General features: G+C 73.6%; 19 protein-coding genes and 1 pseudogene. 12 read left to right on the top strand and 8 right to left on the bottom strand.

The window, feature by feature from the left end:
* Positions 1–33: 33 nt before the first annotated feature.
* From QJS33_RS02385 to QJS33_RS02395, 3 genes are all read right to left on the bottom strand, one after another.
* Positions 34–618 (bottom strand): GNAT family N-acetyltransferase, encoded by a 585-nt coding sequence (locus QJS33_RS02385; RefSeq protein ID WP_306366167.1) that lies wholly within the window; start codon positions 616–618, stop codon positions 34–36.
* A gap of 134 nt (positions 619–752) precedes the next feature.
* The gene (locus QJS33_RS02390; RefSeq protein WP_306366168.1) at positions 753–2,018 is read right to left on the bottom strand and encodes an alanine racemase; all 1,266 of its coding nucleotides are present in this window, start codon (positions 2,016–2,018) and stop codon (positions 753–755) included.
* Positions 2,019–2,121: 103 nt separating this feature from the next.
* On the bottom strand, positions 2,122–3,141 hold the full coding sequence (locus QJS33_RS02395; protein ID WP_306366169.1) for an ABC transporter substrate-binding protein: 1,020 nt from the start codon (positions 3,139–3,141) through the stop codon (positions 2,122–2,124).
* A gap of 175 nt (positions 3,142–3,316) precedes the next feature.
* Between QJS33_RS02395 and QJS33_RS02400 the strand changes: the two genes are divergently transcribed.
* The 4 genes from QJS33_RS02400 (at position 3,317) to QJS33_RS02415 (ending at position 8,703) form a co-directional block, all read left to right on the top strand.
* The gene (locus QJS33_RS02400; protein ID WP_306366170.1) at positions 3,317–4,393 is read left to right on the top strand and encodes an iron ABC transporter permease; all 1,077 of its coding nucleotides are present in this window, start codon (positions 3,317–3,319) and stop codon (positions 4,391–4,393) included.
* Positions 4,390–5,508: an iron chelate uptake ABC transporter family permease subunit gene (locus QJS33_RS02405; RefSeq protein WP_306366171.1), complete on the top strand. Its 1,119-nt coding sequence runs from the start codon at positions 4,390–4,392 to the stop codon at positions 5,506–5,508. Before QJS33_RS02400 ends, QJS33_RS02405 begins: the two co-directional genes overlap by 4 nt.
* Positions 5,505–6,347 (top strand): ABC transporter ATP-binding protein, encoded by an 843-nt coding sequence (locus QJS33_RS02410; RefSeq protein ID WP_306366172.1) that lies wholly within the window; start codon positions 5,505–5,507, stop codon positions 6,345–6,347. Before QJS33_RS02405 ends, QJS33_RS02410 begins: the two co-directional genes overlap by 4 nt.
* A gap of 340 nt (positions 6,348–6,687) precedes the next feature.
* Entirely contained in the window at positions 6,688–8,703 is a 2,016-nt protein-coding gene (locus QJS33_RS02415; protein WP_306366173.1) for a PhoX family phosphatase, read from the top strand.
* Positions 8,704–8,775: 72 nt separating this feature from the next.
* Here the strand turns inward: QJS33_RS02415 and QJS33_RS02420 are convergent, their stop codons facing one another.
* From QJS33_RS02420 to QJS33_RS31340, 4 genes and pseudogenes are all read right to left on the bottom strand, one after another.
* The gene (locus QJS33_RS02420; protein WP_306366174.1) at positions 8,776–9,228 is read right to left on the bottom strand and encodes a GNAT family N-acetyltransferase; all 453 of its coding nucleotides are present in this window, start codon (positions 9,226–9,228) and stop codon (positions 8,776–8,778) included.
* A 23-nt stretch (positions 9,229–9,251) separates the two neighbouring features.
* Positions 9,252–10,574, bottom strand: a complete 1,323-nt coding sequence (locus QJS33_RS02425) for an isochorismate synthase MenF (RefSeq protein ID WP_306366175.1) — start codon at positions 10,572–10,574, stop codon at positions 9,252–9,254.
* A 371-nt stretch (positions 10,575–10,945) separates the two neighbouring features.
* A complete protein-coding gene (locus tag QJS33_RS31335; RefSeq protein WP_372339566.1) occupies positions 10,946–11,146 on the bottom strand; it encodes a zinc ribbon domain-containing protein in 201 nt (66 codons plus the stop codon).
* Positions 11,147–11,170: 24 nt separating this feature from the next.
* A pseudogene (locus tag QJS33_RS31340) lies at positions 11,171–11,218 on the bottom strand (hypothetical protein); the annotation flags it as partial.
* Between the two features lie 133 nt (positions 11,219–11,351).
* Between QJS33_RS31340 and QJS33_RS31345 the strand changes: the two are divergent.
* The 8 genes from QJS33_RS31345 to QJS33_RS02465 all read left to right on the top strand — a co-directional run bounded on the left by QJS33_RS31345 (position 11,352) and on the right by QJS33_RS02465 (position 18,193).
* Positions 11,352–11,624 (top strand): hypothetical protein, encoded by a 273-nt coding sequence (locus QJS33_RS31345; protein ID WP_372339567.1) that lies wholly within the window; start codon positions 11,352–11,354, stop codon positions 11,622–11,624.
* Positions 11,625–11,632: 8 nt separating this feature from the next.
* Positions 11,633–13,312, top strand: a complete 1,680-nt coding sequence (locus QJS33_RS02435) for a glycoside hydrolase family 10 protein (RefSeq protein WP_306366176.1) — start codon at positions 11,633–11,635, stop codon at positions 13,310–13,312.
* A gap of 103 nt (positions 13,313–13,415) precedes the next feature.
* The gene (locus QJS33_RS02440; RefSeq protein WP_306366177.1) at positions 13,416–14,504 is read left to right on the top strand and encodes a serine/threonine-protein kinase; all 1,089 of its coding nucleotides are present in this window, start codon (positions 13,416–13,418) and stop codon (positions 14,502–14,504) included.
* Positions 14,505–14,691: 187 nt separating this feature from the next.
* A complete protein-coding gene (locus QJS33_RS02445) occupies positions 14,692–15,093 on the top strand; it encodes a molybdopterin-binding protein (RefSeq protein ID WP_306366178.1) in 402 nt (133 codons plus the stop codon).
* Positions 15,086–15,871 carry a molybdate ABC transporter substrate-binding protein gene (gene modA / locus QJS33_RS02450; RefSeq protein ID WP_306366179.1) on the top strand — a complete coding sequence of 262 codons (786 nt, stop codon included), beginning with the start codon at positions 15,086–15,088 and terminating at the stop codon, positions 15,869–15,871. Before QJS33_RS02445 ends, modA begins: the two co-directional genes overlap by 8 nt.
* Positions 15,868–16,692 (top strand): ABC transporter permease, encoded by an 825-nt coding sequence (locus tag QJS33_RS02455; protein WP_306366180.1) that lies wholly within the window; start codon positions 15,868–15,870, stop codon positions 16,690–16,692. The genes modA and QJS33_RS02455 overlap by 4 nt, the downstream gene beginning before the upstream one ends.
* The gene (locus QJS33_RS02460; protein ID WP_306366181.1) at positions 16,674–17,726 is read left to right on the top strand and encodes an ABC transporter ATP-binding protein; all 1,053 of its coding nucleotides are present in this window, start codon (positions 16,674–16,676) and stop codon (positions 17,724–17,726) included. The genes QJS33_RS02455 and QJS33_RS02460 overlap by 19 nt, the downstream gene beginning before the upstream one ends.
* Positions 17,727–17,902: 176 nt before the next feature.
* Positions 17,903–18,193, top strand: coding sequence for a DUF3040 domain-containing protein (locus QJS33_RS02465; RefSeq protein WP_306366182.1), 291 nt, complete (start codon positions 17,903–17,905; stop codon positions 18,191–18,193).
* 34 nt (positions 18,194–18,227) lie between these two features.
* Here the strand turns inward: QJS33_RS02465 and QJS33_RS02470 are convergent, their stop codons facing one another.
* Complete coding sequence (locus tag QJS33_RS02470; RefSeq protein ID WP_306366183.1) at positions 18,228–21,455, bottom strand: penicillin-binding transpeptidase domain-containing protein; 3,228 nt, start codon at positions 21,453–21,455, stop codon at positions 18,228–18,230.
* Positions 21,456–21,754: the final 299 nt, after the last annotated feature.

The raw sequence follows: 21,754 nt of genomic DNA on the forward strand, positions 1-21,754 counted from the left end.
GGCGCGCACGCCGTCGGGCGCGCCGGGGGCGGATCAGCGCAGGGGCATGAGCAGGGCGTGGTGGCGGCGCCAGCCCGGGTGGGGCTCGACGTCGCCGACGTGGGTCCAGCCGTTGCGCAGGACCAGGTCCAGGGCGTGGGCGTTGGTCTCGGCGACCAGCCCGGCGGCGCGCTCCTCGGTACGCCCCTGGATGAGGAAGGGGAAGGCGCGTTCGACCACGCCGGAGCCCCGGAAGGGCTCGGGGATGAGGGCCTCGCACATGGCGAAGGTGCGGCCCGGGTACTCGGTGGTGATCTCGTCCGCGTCCACGCCGGCCAGCGGGGTGAAGCCGTTCCACCAGCCGGTGGTCACGGGCAGGGAGTACCCGTAGGCGAACCCGGCCAGGGTGCCGTCGACGTGGCAGGCGGTGAGTCGGAAGCCCTCTTGCCGGGCGCTGAAGGCGAGGCGTTCGGCGAAGGTCGGGTCCCGGTGGTCGGGCAGGTGCAGGGCGTGCGCGTAGACCTCCTCGTAGGCGCGGACCCAGGGGGTGGGGTCGGCGAGGACGTCGGTTCCGGTGAGGTTCTCGATCCGCCAGGTGGCGGAGGCCGGGTCGGCCGTCGGAGCGGGGGAGGCGGACACGGTGGGATCTCCTTGTTCGGGGTAGCGGGGCAGGGCCGTGGGCGGCCGCACCGGGCGACCGCATTAATTAGGACAGCCTAACCTAAAGCATGTCAAGTGGGGATCGTGTGTCCCCCGCCATAGGAGGCGGGGGCTCAGGGCAGCCGGGAGTCCACGGTGGTGCGCACCGCCGCGGGGTGGCCCAGGAACGCGGGCATGGCGAACTCGAACCCGTACGCGCCCGCGTTGGGGAAGACCAGCACGTCGCCGGCGCGCACCGACGCCACCCGCACGTCCCGGGCCAGCACGTCCTCGGGGGTGCACAGCTCCCCCGACACCGTCACCGACGCCTCGCGCGCCTCGGGCCGGGGCACGCCGACCGGCCACGGGCCGTCCGCCAGCACGGCGAAGTTGTGCCGGATCTCCCAGGAGGTCGGCAGCTGGAAGTGGTTGATCCCGCCGCGCACCACGGCGAAGGTCCCGCCGTAGGCCGCCTTGACGTCCGTCACCCGGGCCGCGTACCAGCCCGCCGGGGCGCCGATCCACCGGCCCGGCTCGAACACCACCTCCACACCCGGGTCGGGTGCGTCCGCCAGCGCGGCGCCGAAACCCTCCAGGTCGAAGGCGTCGTCGCCCGCCTCGAACGGCACCCCCAGGCCGCCGCCCACGTCCACCGTGCGCAGGTCCACCCCGTGCCGGTCGGCCGTGTCGCGCGCCCACTCCAGGCACCACAGCACGTAGGCGGCGTGCGCCGCGGCGTCGGTGTTGCCGCTCACCGCGTGCACGTGGAAGCCGGTCAGGTCCAGGCCCGGCAGGGACCGCACCGCCGCCACCGCGGCGGGCACCTCGGCCTCGGGGATGCCGAACGGGCCGGGCGTGCCCCCCATCACCAGGGAGCCGCTCACCGGAACCCGGGCCGGGTTGACCCGGATCGTCACCGGCAGCACCGTGTCCGCGTCGACCGCGGCCGCCGAGGCCCGGTGCGCCTCCAGGACGCTCTCCAGGTTGACGACCACGTCGGCGCCGCGTCCGGCGCGCAGCCGGGCCAGCCCGGCCAGTAGTTCGGGGGTCTTGCCCGGGCCGCTCACCGCGATCCTCCCGCCCGGGCCGCCGCGCCGCTCGCGCAGCGCCGCCAGGGAGGCGCGCGCCTCGCGCAGCGAGGCCGCCTCGAACCCGTCCACGGCCTCGGCCAGGTGCGCCAGCACCGGTTCGAAACCGTTGGCCTTGACCGCGAAGTACACCCGGGCCCAGTCGGGCAGCGCCTTGCGCAGCGTGCGGGCCCGGTCGGCGGCCAGCGCGGGGTCGTACACATAGCCCGCCCCCGTCCCGGCGGCCAGCTCCAGTGCGGCGGCCCGCACGCGGGCCGGGATCCGGTCGGTGTCCAGACAGGGGGCGTGCTCGAAGGAGCGGGGCGGTTCCACGGGGGTCTCCCGGTGTGGTGTCGCGGGGTGACACGGGTGCGCGGCGCCGGGTGGGCGCCGCGCACCCGTTCGAGCGGGGAGGAGGGGGAGCGGGGGAGGGCCGTTACCGCTGCGGGTCGACGTCGAAGATCTCGGCGAGGTCGTCCAGCACCGCGTGCGCGGCGATCAGGCCCACACCGGAGATCCAGTACTCGTCGTTCACCTCGGTGATCTCACCGGTCAGCTCGCCCCACAGCGGAGCGGCCATGTACTCGTCCTTGCTCTCCTGCACGCCGTCGGCGCCGCCGTCGTCGTAGGTGGCGACGAAGAGGTGGTCGGCGTCCAGGTCGAGCAGGCGCTCCTGGCTGTGGTAGGTGACGATCTCCTCGGACTCGGTGTCCACACCCGGACCGGGCTCAAGGCCCACGTCCTCCAGGATCACACCGATGTAGGACTGGGGGGTGTACAGGCGGACACCGTCGGCGTCACCGGCGAACCGGACCGCGGACACGGTGGGCGCCTCGCCGCCGTTGGCCTCCACGATCGCCTCGCCCAGGGCGGTGGCGCGCTCCTCGAACTCGGTGACCAGCCGCTCGGCCTCCTCCTCGGCGTCCAGCGCGGCGCCGGTCAGGACCAGGTTCTCCTTCCAGGTGGCGCCGGTGGTCTCGGACATGATCGTCGGGGCGACCTCGGAGAACTGCTCGTAGCCGTCGCCGTGGCGGACCTGCGCCGACAGGATCAGGTCCGGGGAGGTGCCGGCCACCGCCTCGGGGTCGACCTCCCAGAGCAGGCCCACCGGGACGGCCTCGTCGGAGGTGCCGACGTTCCAGTCGCTGTCCAGCAGGTAGTCGGGGAGCTCGGTGACGTCCTCGGCGAACGTGGTGAAGCCCACCACGTTGCCGCCCAGCGCCAGGGTGGTGTCCACGTAGGCGGCGTCCAGCGCCAGGACGCGCTCGGGGGCCGCGGTGATCTCGGTGGAGCCGAGGAAGTGCTCCACGGTCCGGGGGTAGCCGTCGCTGGGCTCGTTGGTGGCGTCGGGGTTGCCCTCGGGGCCACCGGCTCCGCAGGCGGTCAGCATGGTGACCGCGGCGGCCACAGCGGTGGCGGTCAGGGTCAGTCGGCGCGGCCGGGTGGGCAGGGTCATACGGGGGCTCCATGAGGGTCGGGGAACGCGCCGGGTCCGGGGAGGACTCGGGGGGTGTGCGGACCGCAGGGCGGTGTGTCGTTCCAGGCCGGGACGTGGCAAACTTAGATCATCCACATACGGCTAGGCAAACCTAACTAAGGCTTGCCTGGCCTTCTTCATGATAGGAGTCCGCGTGCACGATACCTCCGGTTCACCCCCCGGTAATGCGGATCCCCCTGCCCCACAGGCGATCGCGGGCACCGCGGTCGCCGCGCGCCGGGCCCGCCGCCTCGCCGGACTGGTGGTGCTCGTCCTGCTGCTGTGCGCGGTGTCCCTGGGCAGTGTGCTGATCGGCGCCCGGGCCCTGCACCCGGACACCGTCTGGCAGGCGCTCACCGCCACCGCCGGGGCCGAGGCCGACATCATCGTCAACGACATCCGGCTGCCCCGCACCGCGCTGGGGATCATGGCGGGCATCTCGCTGGGGCTGGCCGGGGCGCTCATGCAGGGCCACACCCGCAACCCCCTGGGCGACCCCAGCATCCTCGGCGTCACCTTCGGGGCGGCCCTGGCCGTGGTCCTGGGCATCGCGTTCTTCGACATCACCGCCCTGTACACCCAGGCCTGGCTCGCCTTCGCCGGGGCGGGCGTCGCCGTCGTCGTGGTCTACCTCATCGGGTCCGTACCCGGACGCGGACCCACCCCCGTCACCCTGGCGCTGGCCGGGACCGCGGTGAGCTGGCTCGCCTACTCGGTGGTGTCCGGGCTGGTCCTGCTGGACCGCTCCACCATGGACGACTTCCGGTTCTGGCGGGTGGGGTCCCTGGTCGGCCGCGACACCGAGATCCTGGTTCCGATGCTGGCCGTGGTCGCCGTGGGCGCCGTGCTGGGCCTGGCCAACGCCGGGGCGCTCAACGCCCTGGCCCTGGGCGAGGACACCGCCAAGGCGCTGGGCCACCGGGTCGGCCGGGCCCGCGTGGTGGGCCTGACCGCGATCACCCTGCTCACCGGCGTCACCGTCGCCGCCTGCGGACCCATCGCGTTCGTCGGCCTGATCGTCCCCCACCTGGCCCGCGGGATCGTCGGCGCCGACCACCGGTGGCTGCTGCCCTACTCCGCGCTCATGGGCGCGGTCCTGCTGCTCGCCGCCGACGTGCTGGGCCGCTTCCTGGCCCCGCCCGGCGAACTCCAGGTCGGTATCGTGCTCGCCCTCGTCGGTGCGCCCTTCTTCATCTACATCGTCCGCCGCCGGAGACTCCTCGCGCTATGACATCCCTCGCCCCCGAACGCCCGGCGCAGTCGGTGCGGGACAGGCTGCGCCGCAGCCGCCCCGCCCTGCGCCTGGGCCCCGTCGCGCTGCGGCTGCGCCCCCGCCTCATCGCCGTGTGCCTGGCGACCCTGGCCGCCCTCACCGTGCTGCTCGCCCTCAACCTCTCCCTGGGGCAGACCCCGCTGACCCCCGCCCAGGTGTGGGCGCACATCATCGGCACCGACTACGAGCACTACTTCACGGTGTGGCGGGTGCGGATGCCGCGCGTGGTCGTGGGGATGCTCGCCGGGGCCGCCCTGGCCGCCGCCGGGGCGGTCACCCAGACCATCATGCGCAACCCCTTGGCCAGCCCCGACCTGCTCGGCGTCACCCACGGGGCGAGTGCCGGCGTGGTCGCCGTCCTGGCGTTCGGCGGCAGCTACGGCATCCTCGCCGGGGGCAGCACGCTGTCCTCGCTGGGCGTGCCCGCCGTCGCCCTGATCGGCGGACTGGCCGCCGGGGTGCTGTGCTACACGCTGGCCCGGCGGGGCGGCGTCGACGGCTACCGGCTGCTGCTGGTGGGCGTGGGCGTCTCCACCGTCCTGATGAACCTCACCCTGTGGCTGCTCACCCTGGGCGAGGTCACCGACACCGGCCGGGCCATGGTCTGGGTCGCCGGCAGCCTGAGCATGCGCACCTGGGAGAACGCCGCCCCGGTCGCCCTGGCCCTGGCCCTGCTGCTGCCGCTCGCGCTGGCCGCCTCGCGCACCCTGGACGCCCTGTCCTACGACGACGACGTGGTGCGCGGCCTGGGCGTGGACCTGGAGCGCGCCCGCACCGCCATGCTCGTCCTGGCGGTGCTGCTGGCCGCGTTCGGCACCTCGGCCGCCGGGCCGATCCTGTTCGTGTCCCTGGCCTGCCCGCAGATCGCCCTGCGCCTGGCCGGGCCCGGCACCTCCCGGCCGCCCGTGCTGCTGTCGGCGCTCGTGGGCGCCGCCCTGGTCAGCGGGGCCGACCTGGTGGCCCGCACCGCGCTCGACAACATCCAACTGCCGGTCGGTATCGTCACCGGCTGCCTGGGCGCCCTGTACCTCATCTACCTGCTCGTCCGCGCGAACCGGAGGACCCAAGCTTGACCGCCCCGCAGACCACCCGCACCGAGGGAACGCACTCCGACCCCCGGGCGCGCCTGAGCGCCCGCGGCCTGACCCTGGCCTATGACGACCGCGTCATCGTCGACGGCCTGGACGCCGACATCGTCGAGGGCACCGTCACCTGCGTCATCGGACCCAACGGGTGCGGCAAGTCCACGATGCTGCGCGCCCTGGGACGGCTGATGCGGCCCAGGGCCGGGCTGGTGGAACTGGACGGCCGCGACATCCACCGCACCCCCACCCGCGAGGTGGCCCGGGTGCTGGGGGTGCTGCCCCAGCAGCCCACCGCCCCCGACGGGCTCACCGTCGCCGACCTCGTGGCCCGCGGCCGTCACCCGGCCCAGCGCTGGTACCGCCAGTGGTCGGGTGACGACCACGAGGCGGTCGCCCGGGCGCTGGAGCTGACCGGGCTGGCCGACCTGGCCGACAGCCCGCTGTCGGAGCTGTCCGGCGGCCAGCGCCAGCGCGCCTGGATCTCCATGGTGCTGGCCCAGGGCACCGACCTGCTGCTGCTGGACGAGCCCACCACGTTCCTGGACCTGGTCCACCAGGTGGACGTGCTCGACCTGGTGCGCGAACTGCACGACGAGGGCGGGCGCACCATCGTCATGGTCCTGCACGACCTCAACCTCGCGGCCCGCTACGCCGACACGATCATCGCCATGCGGGAGGGGCGGGTGCTGGCCAGCGGCGGCCCCGCCGACGTGCTCACCCCCGCCCTGCTGCGCGAGGCGTTCGGACTGGAGGCCGTCGTGGTGGAGGACCCCGTCACCGGCGGCCCCATGGTGGTGCCGGTCGGCCGCGCCGAGGGGAAGGTATAGGGGCGGCGGTCCCGGGCAGGGGAGGAGGACGGAGGCGGGCGGAGGCGGGCGGAGGCGAGACCCCGGGCGTGGGGTCTGGACCCGGTGGTCCGCGGTGGTGGATCATCGCGGACAAGGGCCGACGGTGGGTGTTCGCCGAGTCGCGACAGGTGACCAACTCAGCGCTGCGTCGGAGTTGTGAGGGCGTTCACCTCGGTTTCACCCGTGCGTGTGGAACCTCGGCCAAGGTCGAGAGCGACCGGTGGGACGACCCCGCCTGCCGCGACCCCGCTCGGCCCCGACCCAGCCCCGTACCAGGGCGGAGGCCGCCGGGGGAAGTCACGATCCCCAAGGAGAAGGTGTGCCCGAATCCGCGCCCCACCGCCGCTTGCTGCCGTTCGCCGACACGGTCGGCGGTGGTCGTTCCCGCAGGACCTGCGAGCTGCGCTGCGGTGATGCCTGTTTCCACCCTGCTCCCAACAAGAGCGACAACGCCTACTTCGGTGACATCTTCGCCAAGGCGCTCTCCCGCCGCTCGATGCTCGGTGCCGCCGTGGCCGGCGCCGGTGCCGGCGCCCTGGGCATGGCCGTCCCCGCCGCCGCCGACCGGGGCCCGAACCGCCCCAAGCCCGCCCCCCGGCCGACCTTCAGAAGCGTCCTGCCCAACAACGACGACCAGGTCACCATCCCCAACAGCTACAAGCAGCACGTCATCGTCCGTTGGGGCGACCCCGTCCTGCCCGGCGCCCCGGCGTTCGACGTCGAGAACCAGACCGCCGAGGCACAGGCGCAGCAGTTCGGCTACAACTGCGACTACGTGGGCTTCCACCAGCTCGACGACGACCGCGGCCTGCTGTGGGTCAACCACGAGTACACCAACGAGCACATCATGTTCCGCGGTTACACCGGCGGCGCCTCGGCGACCCCCGAGCAGATCCGGATCGCCATGGCGGCCCACGGCGGCTCCCTCGTCGAACTGGAGCGCGTCGGCCGTTCCGGGCAGTGGCGCCTGTCCGAGGGCGAGCGCCGCTACAACCGCAGGATCACCACGGAAACGCCGATGACCATCGTTGGTCCGGCGGCCGGGCACGACCTGCTCAAGACCGAGGAGGACCCCACCGGGACCACGGTGCGGGGCATGCTGAACAACTGCGCCGGCGGCTACACCCCCTGGGGCACCTTCCTCAGCGCCGAGGAGAACTTCAACCAGTACTTCGGCAAGGCCCCCGACACCGCGGAGTACGCGCGCTACGGCCTGCGCACCGGCTCCTCCGGCCGCCGCTGGGAGGGGGTGGAGGAGCGCTTCGACCTCTCCCGCCACCCCAACGAGGCCCACCGCTTCGGCTGGATCGTCGAGATCGACCCCCTCGACCCCGAGGCCCCGCCCGTCAAGCGCACCATGCTGGGCCGCTTCAAGCACGAGGGCGCCACCGTCCGCCTCGCCGACGACGGCCGCGCGGTCGCCTACATGGGCGACGACGAGCGCTTCGACTACATCTACAAGTTCGTCAGCGCGAAGAAGTTCCGCGAGGGCGACGACCGCCACAACCGCACCCTGCTGGACACCGGCACCCTCTACGTGGCCCGCCTCACCGGCAACAGCCCCGAAGAGGAGATCGACGGCTCCGGCGAGCTCCCGGCGGACGGCGAGTTCGACGGCTACGGCGACTGGATCGCACTGACCACCGACACCACGAGCTTCGTCGACGGGTTCACCGTCGCCGAGGTGCTCATCTACACCCGCCTGGCCGCCGACGCCGTCGGCGCCACCAAGATGGACCGCCCGGAGGACGTGGAGGCCAGCCCCGCCACCGGCAAGGTCTACGTGGCCCTGACCAACAACTCCGCCCGCGAGCCCGGCCAGGCCGACGAGCCCAACCCGCGCGGCCCCAACAAGCACGGCCACATCCTGGAGATCATCGAGCACAACGGCGACGCCGCCGCCGAGGCGTTCGCCTGGACCGTGCCCCTGGTGTGCGGTGAGCCCGAGGACCCCGACACCTACTACGCGGGCTTCGACAAGTCGAAGGTCATGCCGATCTCCGCGCCGGACAACATCACCTTCGACAAGGACGGCAACCTGTGGATCTCCACCGACGGCCAGCCCGGCGCCCTGGGGATCAACGACGGCCTGCACGTCATGCCGGTCGAGGGCCGCTTCCGCGGTGAGCTGAAGACCTTCGCCACCGTCCCGGTGCGGGCCGAGGCCTGCGGTCCGCTGATCAGCCAGGACAACAAGACCGTGTTCCTCGCCCCGCAGCACCCCGGTGACAACGGCACCTTCGAGTCGCCGACCAGCGTGTGGCCCGACGGCGACTTCCCCCGCCCGTCGGTGGTCTGCATCTGGCACAAGGGCGGCCGCGACATCGGCAGGTAGTCCGTACCGATGACCACCGGCCCCGGGCCTCCATCGTGGGGGAGGCCCGGGGCCGGTTCGTGTCCGCGGGTCCTAGAGGGTCTTTCCGAAGCACATTGACGAGGGCTCGTCGGCGTAGGCGCCGAAGGGCGCCACGGGGGTGTAGCCGGATTTGGTGTAGAACCGCACCGCGTCGGGCTGGCGGTCGCCGGTCTCCAGCCGGAGCCGCTTCCACCCCCGGTCGCGCGCCCATTCCTCCAGGGCGGCCAGCAGGTGGGAGGCGGCGCCCGATCCCCGGCTCCCGGGAAGGACGTACATCCGCTTGACCTCGCCGCCCTCGTCCGGGCCCAGGTCGCGCAGGCCCCCGCAGGCCACGGCGGTGCCGTCGGCGGTCCTGGCCAGCGCGAACACCGCGATGTCGGACGCGGACGGGGGAGTGCCCGGCTCGGAGTCGGGGGTGCCGTACCGCTCGGCGATCTCGGTGCGCTGCCAGGCCCGGAGAGCGGTGGCGTCGGGATCGTCCCAGACCACGAAGTCGATCTGCATGGCCGTACGGTAACCGCGGCGTATTACGCGACGGTTTCCCCGGGCGCACCCGCGCCGGCGGGGTCGTTCACGGTGTCGGTGAGGGCCTCGCGCACCGGCCGGAACTTGGACTCGGTCTCGGCGATCTCCGACTCCGGCTCGGAGCCGGCGACGATTCCGCACCCGGCGAACAGCCGGGCCGTCGCCCCGTCCACGTGGGCACTGCGCAGGGCGATACCCCATTCGGCGTTGCCCGCGCCGTCCACCCAGCCGACCGGCCCGGCGTAGCCGCCCCGGTCCATGCCCTCCACCTCGTCGATGAGCCGCATCGCGGTGGCGGTGGGGGTGCCGCCCACGGCGGCCGTCGGGTGCAGGGCGGCCACCGCGTCCAGCGCCGACACCCCCGGCCGCAGCCGGGCGTGCGCGCGGGTGGCCAGGTGCTGGACGTTGGCGAGCCGCAGCAGGTGCGGCCAGCCCGGGACCGCCAGCTCCTCGGCGAGGGGGGCCAGGGCGTCGCGCAGGGAGTCCACCGCCAGCCCGTGCTCCTCCACGTCCTTGGCCGAGGACATCAGCTCCTCCGCGAGCCGCTCGTCCTCCTTCTCGTCGGCGCCGCGCGGGCGGGTGCCGGCCAGTACCAGGGAGGTCAGTTCCTCGCCCTCCCGGCGCAGCAGCAGTTCGGGGGTGGCCCCGACCATGCCCGCCACCGAGAACGTGAAGCACTGCGGGTAGCGGGTGTGCAGCCGCTCCAGCAGGGTGCGCACGTCGATGGGGGCCTCGGCCCGGGCGATGAGGTCGCGGGCCAGCACCGCCTTGTCCAGCTCCCCGGCGCGGATCCGGGCGACGGTGCCCGCGACGACCTCGCCCCACTTTTGGGCGGTGAGCTCGCCGGTGCTCCAGGACAGGGGGCCGACGGGGCGCGGGGCGGGGGCCGGGTACAGCAGTTCCTCGGGGTGGACGCCGGGTTCTTCGGTGACGGTGGTCAGCCACGCGCGGTCGCCGCGGCGGCCCAGCAGGACACGGGGGACCACCATCGCAGAGCCGACGGAGGTGGGCGCGAAGGTGAACGTGCCGAAGGCGACGGCACCGGTGCCCGGCAGGCCGACCTCGTCCTCCACCTCGGTCCGCTCCAGCACCCCGTTGAGCCAGCGGGCGGCCTCGGCGAACCGGGTGGTGTCGGTGGGTTCGGTGCCCGTGGGCTCGGCGGCCGGGTTCCAGTGGGCGGCCCGCCCCCAGCCGACCAGGCCGTTGTCGCCGGTGAGCCACGCCAGCGGGGTTCCGGCGGGCAGCCGGCGCACCAGGGCGTCGGTGCCGCCGCGCAGCGGAACGGTCCGGACGAAGAGCTTGGGAGGGCACACAGCGGCGTTCACGTCACCCGAGTCTAGGTCGCCCGGTGCCCCCGCGAGTCCGGGGCCGGAGTGATCGGAGGGGGAGGTCAACCCCCTGGTCGGAGCGCCGCGAGGACGGCGCGACGGTTTCCGTACCCGGGGCCGGGGGAACCGTGAGGATTCCAGGGGCCGCGTTGACCTGCGGTGATGTTCCCATGCCGGAGGCTGTGCGAGGTTGTCCACAGATTGGTGGAATCGTGTCTCAAAATTGACATTGTCCTCTACGCTGGTCCACGGCACGGCGCCCCGGGGACGGGTGCCGCCCACCGGTTCCAGAGGAGACGTTGCTGTCAGCTTCTCGGCCCTGGCGGGCCGAGCTCGCAGCTCCGACGATCACACCTGGAGGGTGTGTGTCAGGCCGCGTCGTCGGCAGCGTGACTCACTGCCCGGACCGCCGCACCGCGCTTGGCGATGGTGCGGCCCGCGTTGACGTCGGCGTGCTCAGCGAAGCCGCACGACGTGCAGGTGAAAGTGGCCTGGTCGGGCCGGTTCTTCCGGTCAGTGTGGCCGCACTCGCAGCACTCCTGCGAGGTGTAGGCCGGGTCGACGTGCACCACCGGCACCCCGACCCGTTTCGCCTTGTGGGCGATATAGGAGCCGAGTCGGGCGAAGGACCATGAGTGCAGCCTGACCCGCTGGGGCGCCGGGAAAGGGCTGCGGCCGTAGGCCGTCCGTTGAGAGTGGTGGCGGGCAACGGGCGGGACGTACCCTGCCGCGGATGCCGCCCAGGTCCTCCAGGGCGATCCCGCGGCAGGTGCGTTGAGCCTCGGTCACGATCTGCTTGGCGATGCGGTGGTTGACATCGGCCGCGAACCGCCTCTCCCGGCCCGACAGGCGGCGCAGGTGCCGGTGGCGGTGGCGGACGCTGTTGACCTGTTTGCCGGAGTGGACGGTGCCGTCGGAGGTGGTGGCGATCCTGGGGTGGATGGCGTCACCTGCTTCGGTGTGGTTCTCTTGTCGGTGATCGCCTGGGTTCGGAAGCGATTCCTCCCGGACCTGAAGGATTCGGGATTCCTCGCTAGAAGCTGTTGAAGGGTTCTGTGGCACAGACCGTGTTCGTACCGCGCGCCGTGCACTGGGTGGGCGCGGCCGCCGCGTCCGTCGTCCTGCTCGTCGGATGCGCCGCGCCGGGCACCGGGGGAGCTCCCGGCGACGGTGCCAGCGGCAGCCGCAACGCCGACGGCGCCGACGACGGCCGGACCGGGGCTGGCGGGGGCGGCGCCGCGGAGGCCGACGGGGCGGGCGGCACCGCCGGTGCCGCGGACGCGCTGTGCGCGGCCGACTCCGAGCGGCGGATGCGCGGGGCCTGGCTCACCACCGTCCGCAACATCGACTGGCCCTCCGAGCCCGGACTGTCCGCCCAGGAGCAGCAGGACGAGCTGGACGCCTACCTCGACGACGCCGTCGCCATGGGCCTCAACGCCGTGTTCCTGCACGTGCGTCCCACCGCCGACGCCGTGTACGCCTCCGACAAGGAGCCCTGGGCCCGCTACCTCACCGGCGAGCAGGGCGGCGACCCCGGGTACGACCCGTTGGAGTACGCGGTGGCGCAGGCCCATGACCGCGGCCTGGAACTGCACGCCTGGTTCAACCCCTACCGGGTGGGCTGGCAGGACCCCGACATCGAGAACCTGGTGGACGACCACCCGGTGAAGCAGAACCCCGAGTGGCTGGTGGACTACGGCGACGAGGCCTACGTGGACCCGGGCAACCCCGAGGTCCGGGAGTGGGTCACCGGCGTGATCATGGACGTGGTCGAGCGCTACGACATCGACGGCGTCCACTTCGACGACTTCTTCTACCCCTACCCCAAGGACGGCGAGGAGTTCGACGACGACGCCTCGTGGGAGGCGCACGGCGGCGACTTCGACGACCGCGGCGACTGGCGGCGCGACAACGTCGACCAGCTCATGCGCGACGTGCACGGCGCCGTCCAGGAGGCGAAGCCCTGGGTGAGCTTCGGCGTCTCGCCGTTCGGGATCTGGCGCAACCGGAGCACCGACCCCAGCGGGTCGGCCAGCTCCGGGCTACAGTCCTACGACGCCCAGTACGCCGACACCCGCACCTGGATCCAGGAGGGCACCATCGACTACGTCGCGCCCCAGCTGTACTGGGAGCGCGGCTTCGACACCGCCGACTACGAGGTGCTCGCCGACTGGTGGGCGGACGAGGTCGAGGGCACCGGTGTGGACCTGTACATCGGCCAGGCCGCCTACCGCCTGGGCGAGGACGGGTGGACCTCCGACGACGCGCTCTCCACCCAGCTCGACTACTCCGGGGAACTGGAGGAGGTCGGCGGCGACGTCTACTTCTCCATCAAGAGCCTGCGCGAGAACCGGGACGCGGTGGACCACCTGCTCGGCGGCCACTACGCCGACCCGGCACTGCCCCCGCGGACCGACTCCGGCGAGGAGGCGGCCCGGGTCGGCGCGGTGGCTGGGGTGACCGCCCGTGCGGGCGAGGACGGGGACGGGGTCGAGGTGTCCTGGGAGGCCGCCGAGGGCGCCCGCTTCTACGCCGTGTACCGGCTGCCCGCCGAGGCGGCCGAGGCCGGGGAGACGGCCTGCGAGGCGCTCACCCCGGCGAACCTCGTCGGCGTGACCGGCGGCACCGGGTTCGACGACACCGGCGCCGGGGACGACGCGGTGTACGCGGTGACCGCCCTGGACGACTACCGCGCCCAGGGGCCGGTCGGCGAGATCGCCGACCCCCGCGGCTGACCGGGACCGTGCGCCGTGTGTTCCCGGAAGACGCGCTCCTGGAATAATCGCTTCTCGCGCACCGGACCCGAACAACCCCCTGCCCCGGGTGGAGAGCGATGACGTGGACCCCCTACTGCCCGTGGACCCCGAGCACATCGGCCGCTACCGGCTGACCCACCGCCTCGGCGCGGGCGGGATGGGCCAGGTGTACCTGGCCAGGACGCCGTCGGGCCGTCGGATCGTGGTCAAGGTGATCCGCCCCGAATACGTGAAGGACGACGAGTTCCGGACCCGGTTCGCCCGGGAGGCCGAGGCCGCCCGTCAGGTGGGCGGGTTCCACACGGCGCAGGTGGTGGACGCCGACCCGGAGACGGCCGCGCCGTGGATCGCGACCGCGTACATTCCGGGGCCGTCCCTGTACGCGGCCGTCCGTGATGACGGGCCGCTGCGCGGCGCGGAACTGCGTGCGCTGGCCCTGGGGCTGGCCGAGGGGCTGGAGGCCATCCACGCCTGCGGCCTGGTGCACCGGGACCTCAAACCCGAGAACATCATCCTGGCCGAGGACGGGCCGCGGATCATCGACTTCGGGATCGCACGGCCGCTGGACACCACGCACATGACGGCGACGGGCGCGGTGTTCGGGACACTGCCGTACATGTCGCCGGAGCAGACCGAGGGGCAGCGGGTGGGACCGGTCTCGGACGTGTTCTCGCTGGGGACGGTGCTGGCCTTCGCCGCGACGGGGGCCAATCCGTTCGCCGCCGAGTCGATGGCGGCCACGGTGCGCCGCCTGATCGGCCCCCCGCCCCCGCTCGTCGGCGTGCCCGACGACGTCGCCGGGCTCATCATCGAATGCTGGGACCACACCCCGGAGCGGCGGCCCGCTCTGGACACGATCCTGCGCAGGTTCGGGGCGGTCGACACCGCGATCTCTTGGCAGGGCCGCGCTGAGGCACATCACCGGCCCTTGCTGGAGGACACCCCCGCGCCCCAGGTACCGACGGCCACCCGGAAGCTCCCGGAGACCCCTGCCGCCCCCGAGCCTCCGCGGGTACGGAGCGCTGCGACGCCTCCACGGGAGGAGATCATCACGGGGATACTCCCCGCAGCGCAGGGGAAGGGGGCCGCCTGGGCGCTCGGTTGCTTCCTGTTCGGCCTCCCCGCGCTCATGGTCCTGATCGTGTTGATCCGCAATGTGCTGATGTCCTGACTCGTGCCCCTTGGCCTGTGGTGTTCATTGCATTCGGTCTGCTCTCGCTGGTGTTCCTGGGAGCCATCGGTGCGATGGCACCGTTTGGAGGATCGTCTCACAAGCGCGGCTCTTTGGCGGAAAAAGTTGTTATTCACTAGCCATAAATGGCTAACGCCCTCGCATCTGCGAGCGGTAGAGTCCTCCCATGCCCACCTTCCAGATCAGTGAGGCCGCCGAGCTGCTCGGCGTCAGCGCCGACACCGTGCGCCGCTGGGTCGACGCCGGACGCCTCGACGCCACCCGTGACGGCTCCGGCCGCCGCCTCCTGGACGGGGCCGACCTGGCCGCCTTCATGCGCGAGGGGTCCCACCAGGACCCCGACCGCCACCGCTCCTCCGCGCGCAACCGCTTCCGCGGACTGGTCACCGGGATCGTCCGCGACACCGTCATGGCGCAGGTGGAGATCCAGGCGGGACCGCACCGCATCGTCTCGCTGATGAGCCGTGAGGCCGCCGACGAACTCGGCCTGGAGGTCGGCGCCACCGCCACGGCCGTGGTCAAGTCCACGAACGTCGTGGTCGAGACCGGCGGAGGACACCATGCGTGACCTCCCCCTGGGGCTCACCGCCGCGCTGACCGCCGCCGCGGCGGCCCTGACCGCATGCGGGGGCGGAACGGACCCGGAGGCCGGGGAGATGACCGTGTTCGCCGCCGCCTCCCTCACCGACGCCTTCGAGGAGCTCGCCGCGGAGTTCGAGGCGCGCCACCCCGGCACGGAGGTGGTCCTCAACTTCGCGGGCAGCAGCGAACTGGCCGCCCAGATCAACGCCGGCGCCCCCGCCGACGTGTTCGCGGCCGCCGACACCGCCACCATGGGCCAGGTCGTCGAGGGGGAGGGGCTGAACGACGAGTGGGCCGCCGAGCACGGGGAGGACGGCGCGGTCTTCGCCACCAACGCCCTCCGGATCGCCGTGCCCGCCGACGACCCCGCCGGGATCGAGGACCTCGACGACCTGGCCGGGGCCGACGTCTCCGTCGCCTTGTGCGCCGACGAGGTCCCCTGCGGTGCCGCCACCGCCGCCGCCCTGGAGGCCGCCGGACTCGACATCACCCCCGTCACCTACGAGGGGGACGTCCGCGCCGTTCTCACCAAGGTCGAACTCGGCGAGGTCGACGCCGGACTCGTGTACGCGACCGACGTCAGGGCCGCCGGAGAGGGCGTCACCGGCATCTCCTTCCCCGAGGCGGAGGAGGCCGTCAACGCCTACCCCATCGGCCTGCTCGCCGACGCGCCGCGGCCCGGACCGGCCGCCGACTGGATCGACCTGGTGCTGTCCCAGGACGGTGCGGCCGTCCTCGCCGAGGCCGGGTTCGGCGCCCCGTGACCGGCTCCGCCGCACCGGCCGGGCCCGTCCTGCGGGCCCGGCCCGGCCGTCCGCCCTGGCCGCTCGTCCTGCCCGCGCTGGTGGGCGTCGCCTTCCTCGTCCTGCCCATGCTGGGCCTCGTCGTGCGCGCACCCTGGCCCGACATGGGCCGCCGGGTCACCGAACCCGACGTGCTGGCCGCGCTGTGGCTGTCGCTGTCCACCGCCACCGTCACCACCGCCCTGTGCCTGGTCTTCGGGGTGCCGCTGGCCTGGCTGCTGGCCCGCACCGACTTCCCCGGGCGGCGGCTCGTGCGCGCCCTGGTCGCCGTGCCCCTGGTCGTCCCGCCCGTGGTCGGCGGTGTGGCGCTGCTGCTCCTGCTCGGCCGCAACGGCCTGCTCGGGCGGTACCTGGACGCATGGTTCGGGATCACCGTCCCCTTCACGCCCGCGGCCGTGGTCCTGGCCCAGACCTTCGTCGCCATGCCGTTCCTGGTGATCAGCGTGGAGGGGGCGCTGCGCGGGGCCGACCGCCGCTACGAGGAGGCCGCGGCCACCCTGGGCGCCGGGCGGGTCACCGTGTTCACCCGCGTCACCCTGCCCATGGTGCTGCCCGGCGTCGGCGCCGGGGCGATCCTGTGCTGGGCCCGCGCCCTGGGCGAGTTCGGCGCCACCATCACCTTCGCCGGGAACTTCCCCGGCACCACACAGACCATGCCGCTGGCCGTCTATATGGCCATGCAGCGCGACCCCGAGGCCGCGATCGTGCTCAGCCTCGTGCTGTTGCTGGTGTCCCTGGCCGTGCTGGCCACCCTGCGCGAGAAATGGGTGAACACCGCGTGAGCGTGCTCTGCGCCGACCTGCGGCTGAGCCGCGGCGATTTCGACCTGGACGTCGCCCTGTCCGTGGCGGCGGGGGAGGTGCTGGCCCTGCTCGGCCCCAACGGGGCGGGCAAATCCTCGGCGCTGCGCGCCCTGGCCGGGCTGCTCCCGCTCACCGCCGGGCACGTGCGGGTGGACGGGGACGACCACACGCGCACGCCCGTGGAGCGGCGGCCCATCGGCATGGTGTTCCAGGACTACCTGCTGTTCCAGCACATGAGTACGCTGGACAACGTCGCGTTCGGGCCGCGCTGCCAGGGGGAGTCCAAGGCCGACGCCCGCGCCCGCGCCGCCGAACTGCTCGGGCACATGGACCTGGCCGGGTACACCCGCGCGCGGCCCCGGAACCTGTCCGGGGGGCAGGCCCAGCGGGTCGCGCTGGCCCGCGCGCTGGCGGTGCGCCCGCGCCTGCTGCTGCTGGACGAGCCCATGGCCGCCCTGGACGTGAGCACCCGCCTGCACGTGCGGGGACGGCTGCGCCGCCTGCTGGAGGAGTTCGACGGGGCGACGGTGCTGGTCACCCACGACCCGCTGGACGCCATGGTGCTGGCCGACCGCATCGCCGTCGTCGAAGGCGGCCGGGTGGTCCAGGAGGGCGCGCCCGCCGAGGTGGCCCGCCGCCCCCGGACCCCCTACGTGGCGCGGCTGGTGGGGCTCAACCTGTTCCGCGGCCGGGCCGACGGCACCGCGGTGGCCCTGGACGGCGGGGCGGTCGTGGAGGTGCACGAGGCGCACCACGGGCCCGCGCTGGTGGCGTTCCCGCCCCGGGCCGTCGCCCTGTACCGGCGGCGCCCCGACGGCAGCCCGCGCAACCTGTGGGAGCTGACCGTCGACGGGGTGGAGCGGTTCGGCGACCAGGTGCGGGTGCACCTGACCGGAACGCTCGACCTGGCCGCCGACATCAGCCCGGCCGCGCTGGCCGAGCTGGGGCTGGTCCGCGGCGACACCGTCTGGGCCGGGGTCAAGGCCGCCGAGGCCGAGTGCTACCCCGGATGACCGCTTGCCGAGACGCCGTTCCCGCATGTCGGAACACCGTGCGGCGGTGACCTGCGGGGGCCGGAGTCGGCCGGGAAAACCGGCGGAACCCGGGATATCCACGCCCTCCGATGGGGACACTGTAGGACACCCGGTGGCGACAGTAGACCTTCCCCCGGCCGCTGAAGGAGGGTGCCATGTCCCTGAGAGAGCACGAGCGGAGAATCCTCGAAGAGATCGAGCGGCGGCTCAGCGAAGAGGAACCGGAGCTCGCCGAGCGCCTGGATTCCTTCGGGGACCCCGACGCACCCGCCGACCCCGGCCTGAGCGGCTGGAAGCCCTGGGTGGCCTGCGGCCTGATCGCGGCCGTCACCGCCGGACTCCTGGTCCTGCTGTTCGTTCTCACACCCGGCGCGCCGCAGCCTGCCGAGCAGCCGTCCGCGCCCGCGCCCACACAGACCCTTCAGCCCGCCGACGAGGGCCGCTGAACGGCGGGCGGCCGGAGCCGCCCGCCGTCGCGCGTCACAGCGCGTTCGTGAACGCCGCGGCGATCGGGCCGGCGACGGACGAACCGCCACCGCCGCCCTCCACCACGACGGCGAACGCGACGTCGCCCTTGAAGCCGATCATCCACGCGTGGCTGGGCAGCTCCTCGCCCTCCTCGGCCGTGCCGAACTCGGCCGTGCCCGTCTTGCCGTACACCTCGCCCTGGAAGGGCAGGTCCTTGGCGGTGCCCTCGGTGACGACCGCGCGCATCATCGTGCGCAGCGCCTCGGCGTTGGGGATCGGCCGGGGCTCGGGCAGGTCCCCGGCGGCCGGCTCGGTCACCAGCAGCGGGGGCCGCCAGGTGCCGTCGGCGACCGCGGCCGGGACCGTGGCCATGTGCAGCGGCGAGGTCTCGACCTGGCCCTGGCCGATGGCCTGGGCGCCCAGCATGACGGCGCCCTCGGTGATCGGGTAGACCGGCTCGAAGGTGGGAACGCCGATGTCCATCGGGGCGTTCATCCCGAACAGCTCGGCACTGGTCAGCAGCGCGTCGGCGTCGATGTTGTCGACGGCCGCCTGGACCAGGGCGGTGTTGCAGGAGGTCGCGAACGCCTGGGTCATCGTCTGCGCGCCGTACTCGGCGCCGCCCGCGTTGGTGAACTCCCAGCCGCCCGGGTTGTACTCCTTGGGGCACTGGAACGGGGTGTCCATGGTCAGGCCGCCGTCCAGCAGCGCGTTGTAGCTGACGACCTTGAACGTCGAACCGGGCGGGTAGCGGCCCTCGAAGGCGCGGTTGAACCCGCCGGGGACGTTCACCGCGGCGAGGATCTCGCCGGTGGACGGCCGGATCGCCACCATGCCCGCCTCCTTGGGGGCGTTGATGATGGCGTCGGCGGCGGCGTTCTGCACCGCCATGTCGATGCTGGTGACGATGTTCTCACCGGGGGCGCCGTCCAGGGTGGCGACCGTGTTGTCCTCGGTCACCTCCACGGAGTCGGCCTCGGTCCCGGCGTCCACCATGACGATGGTGGTGGCGGCCTGTCCGGCCAGCCGCTCCTCGTAGGTGTACTGGAGCCCGGTGGCGCCGACGGTGTCGCCGACCCGGTAGGCGGGGCCCAGCCGCTCGACGTCCTCCTCGGTGGCCTCGCCCATCGTGCCGACGATCATCTGTAGCGAGCCGGTGATGCTCGGGTCGTCCAGGCGGGTGCCGTCGGCGGCGAGGATCTGGCCCCGCTCGCCCCACACCGCGGTGCGGGTCAGGGCCTGGCCCTCGGCGAGGCCGGGGAAGGCGACCTCGGGGGAGAAGTCGACCCGCCACTCGCCGTCCTGGCGGACCAGGGGGAGTTCGCCCTCCCAGCCCCAGTCGCCGGCGTTGGACAGCCCGACGGCCACCTCGTAGGAGGCGGTGCCGGTGTCGCCGTCGGTGGTGGGCTCGCCGACGGTGACGTCGACGCTCTCCACCCCGATCCCGGAGGCGATGCCGCCGAGGACCTCGGCGGGGTCACCGCCGGTGGTGACGGCGGCCAGCCGCTCGTAGTCCTGTGCTTCCCAGGCGGCCGCGTACTCGGTGGTCGCCTCCTCGGCCCGGGGGAGGGTGAGCACGTACCAGGAGACGCCGCCGCCGATCAGGGCCAGCACCACGAACGCGGAGACCAGGCCGATGAGCAGTCCGCGCCGGGACCTGCGCACCGGTCGGTCGGGCTGCTCCGGCGGCGCGGGGGCGTTGCCGTTGTAGAGGTACTCGAAGCCGTCGCCCCGGGGGGCGGGCTCCGCGTCCTGCGGCTCGCCGTCCCAGTCGTCCCAGTCGTCGTGCGGCCCGTCGGGCCCCTGCGGGGGTCCGCCGCGGCCGTCGCCGGAGTCCCAGGCCCCGGCGCCCTGCTGCGGTCCGCTCCACTCGTCCCGGTACCGGGGACCCGCCGGATCGTCGGGCCGCGGCCCCGCGCCGCCCCGGGGGGCGTCCGCTCCACGGGGCCGACCGTCCCACGCGGGTGCGTCATCGACGTCCCCGGCGTCGCTCCACGCCGCGGCGGTCTGCTGCGGGCCGCCGTGCGCGCCCCAGGAGTCGTCCGTTCCACGCGTGTCGCCGGGCTGCCCGTCCCATGCGCCACCGGTCTGTTGCGGGCCGTGCGGGCCGTGGTCGTCGCCGGTCCAGGTGTCGCCTGGGGGTGCGGTGCCGGGTCGGTCGTCCCAGGCGGCGGTGGTCTGTTCGGGGTCGTTGCCGCCCCAGGCGGTGTCTCCCATGGCGGGGCCGGTGCTCCGGTGGGTCCCGGCGGACCGCCCGTCCCATGCGCCACCGGCCTGTTGCGGGCCGTGGTCGGTGCCGGTCCAGGTGTCGTTCCGGTCGTCGCCGGTCCAGGTGTCGCCTGGGGGTGCGGTGCCGGGTCGGTCGTCCCAGGCGGCGGTGGTCTGTTCGGGGTCGTTGCCGCCCCAGGCGGTGTCTCCCGTGGCGGGGCCGGTGCTCCGGTGGGTCCCGGCGGACCGCCCGTCCCAGGCCGGCTCGTCGGCGTCGCCGCCGGGGGCGCCCCATGCCGCGGCGGTCTGCTGCGGGGCGCTGTGCGCGCCCCTGCCGCGGCCGTCCGCGTCGGCGCCTCGGTACGGGGCATCGGGCTGTTCGCCCCAGGTGGCGCCGGTCCGTTGTGGGTCGTGGCCGCTGCCGCCCCGGGCATCACCCGATCCACGCGCGTCGCCGGGCTGCCCGCCCCACGCGGTGCCGTCCGTCCCACGCGCATCGACCGACGGTTCGCCCCATGCGGGTACGTCGGCGTCGCCGCCGGAGGCGCCCCACGCCGCCGGAGCCGGCTGTGGCCCACTGTGCGAGCCCCATGCGGATGCGTCCGCGCCACCGGGGGTGTTCCATGCGGCGCCGGTCGGCTGCGGGCCGCTGCCGTTGCCACCCCAGGCGTCGCCTGCGGGTGCGGTGCCGGGCCGCTCGCCCCAGGCCGGTGCGGTGCCGCCGGGCCGTGCCCGGGCACCGGTGGTGTCGCCCGTGTCGGCCGGGGCCTCCCAGCCCTTCCAGGTGTCGGTGGGAGGGGCCTCTTCGGGGCGCAGGGGCGTCCACTCGCCGGTGGGGCCCTGGGCGGCCGGGTAAGGGGTGTCCCAGCTCTCGGGACGGTCGGACGCGCCACTGGCGGCCGCCCCGTCCGAGGCCGGGGGCCGCTGCGGAATGCGATAGGGGTTCTCCGGGCGCACTCCTGGGTTCGGAGTGTCGCCCGACTCCTCGGGCGGCCCGGAGGAATCCGGTTGCCGGGGGGACCGTTCGTCCACGCCTGACCGTCCTTCGTCGTTTTTCGGGGAGAATACCAAGATGCCCCGCTCCCACCTCGGTGGGAGCGGGGCACGAGGTTGATGGTCGGCATGGCGGTCGCCTCTCGGCGCGGGGCACAACGGGGCTCCGGACCGTACGGTCTCCCCTGGCGGGGGCCGTACGCGGTATTCCGCGAAGGCAATAGTTGAGGCCCGGGGGACACTTGCTACCACACCGACCAACAGTGACTCTAACCCATGGAACCGGGCCGTTGTTCCATGTTCCCCCGGCGAGTCGCATGCGCAATCTCACGGTGGAG

The sequence above is a fragment of the Nocardiopsis sp. CC223A genome, assembly GCF_030766825.1.
Classification (GTDB): Bacteria; Actinomycetota; Actinomycetes; order Streptosporangiales; family Streptosporangiaceae; genus Nocardiopsis.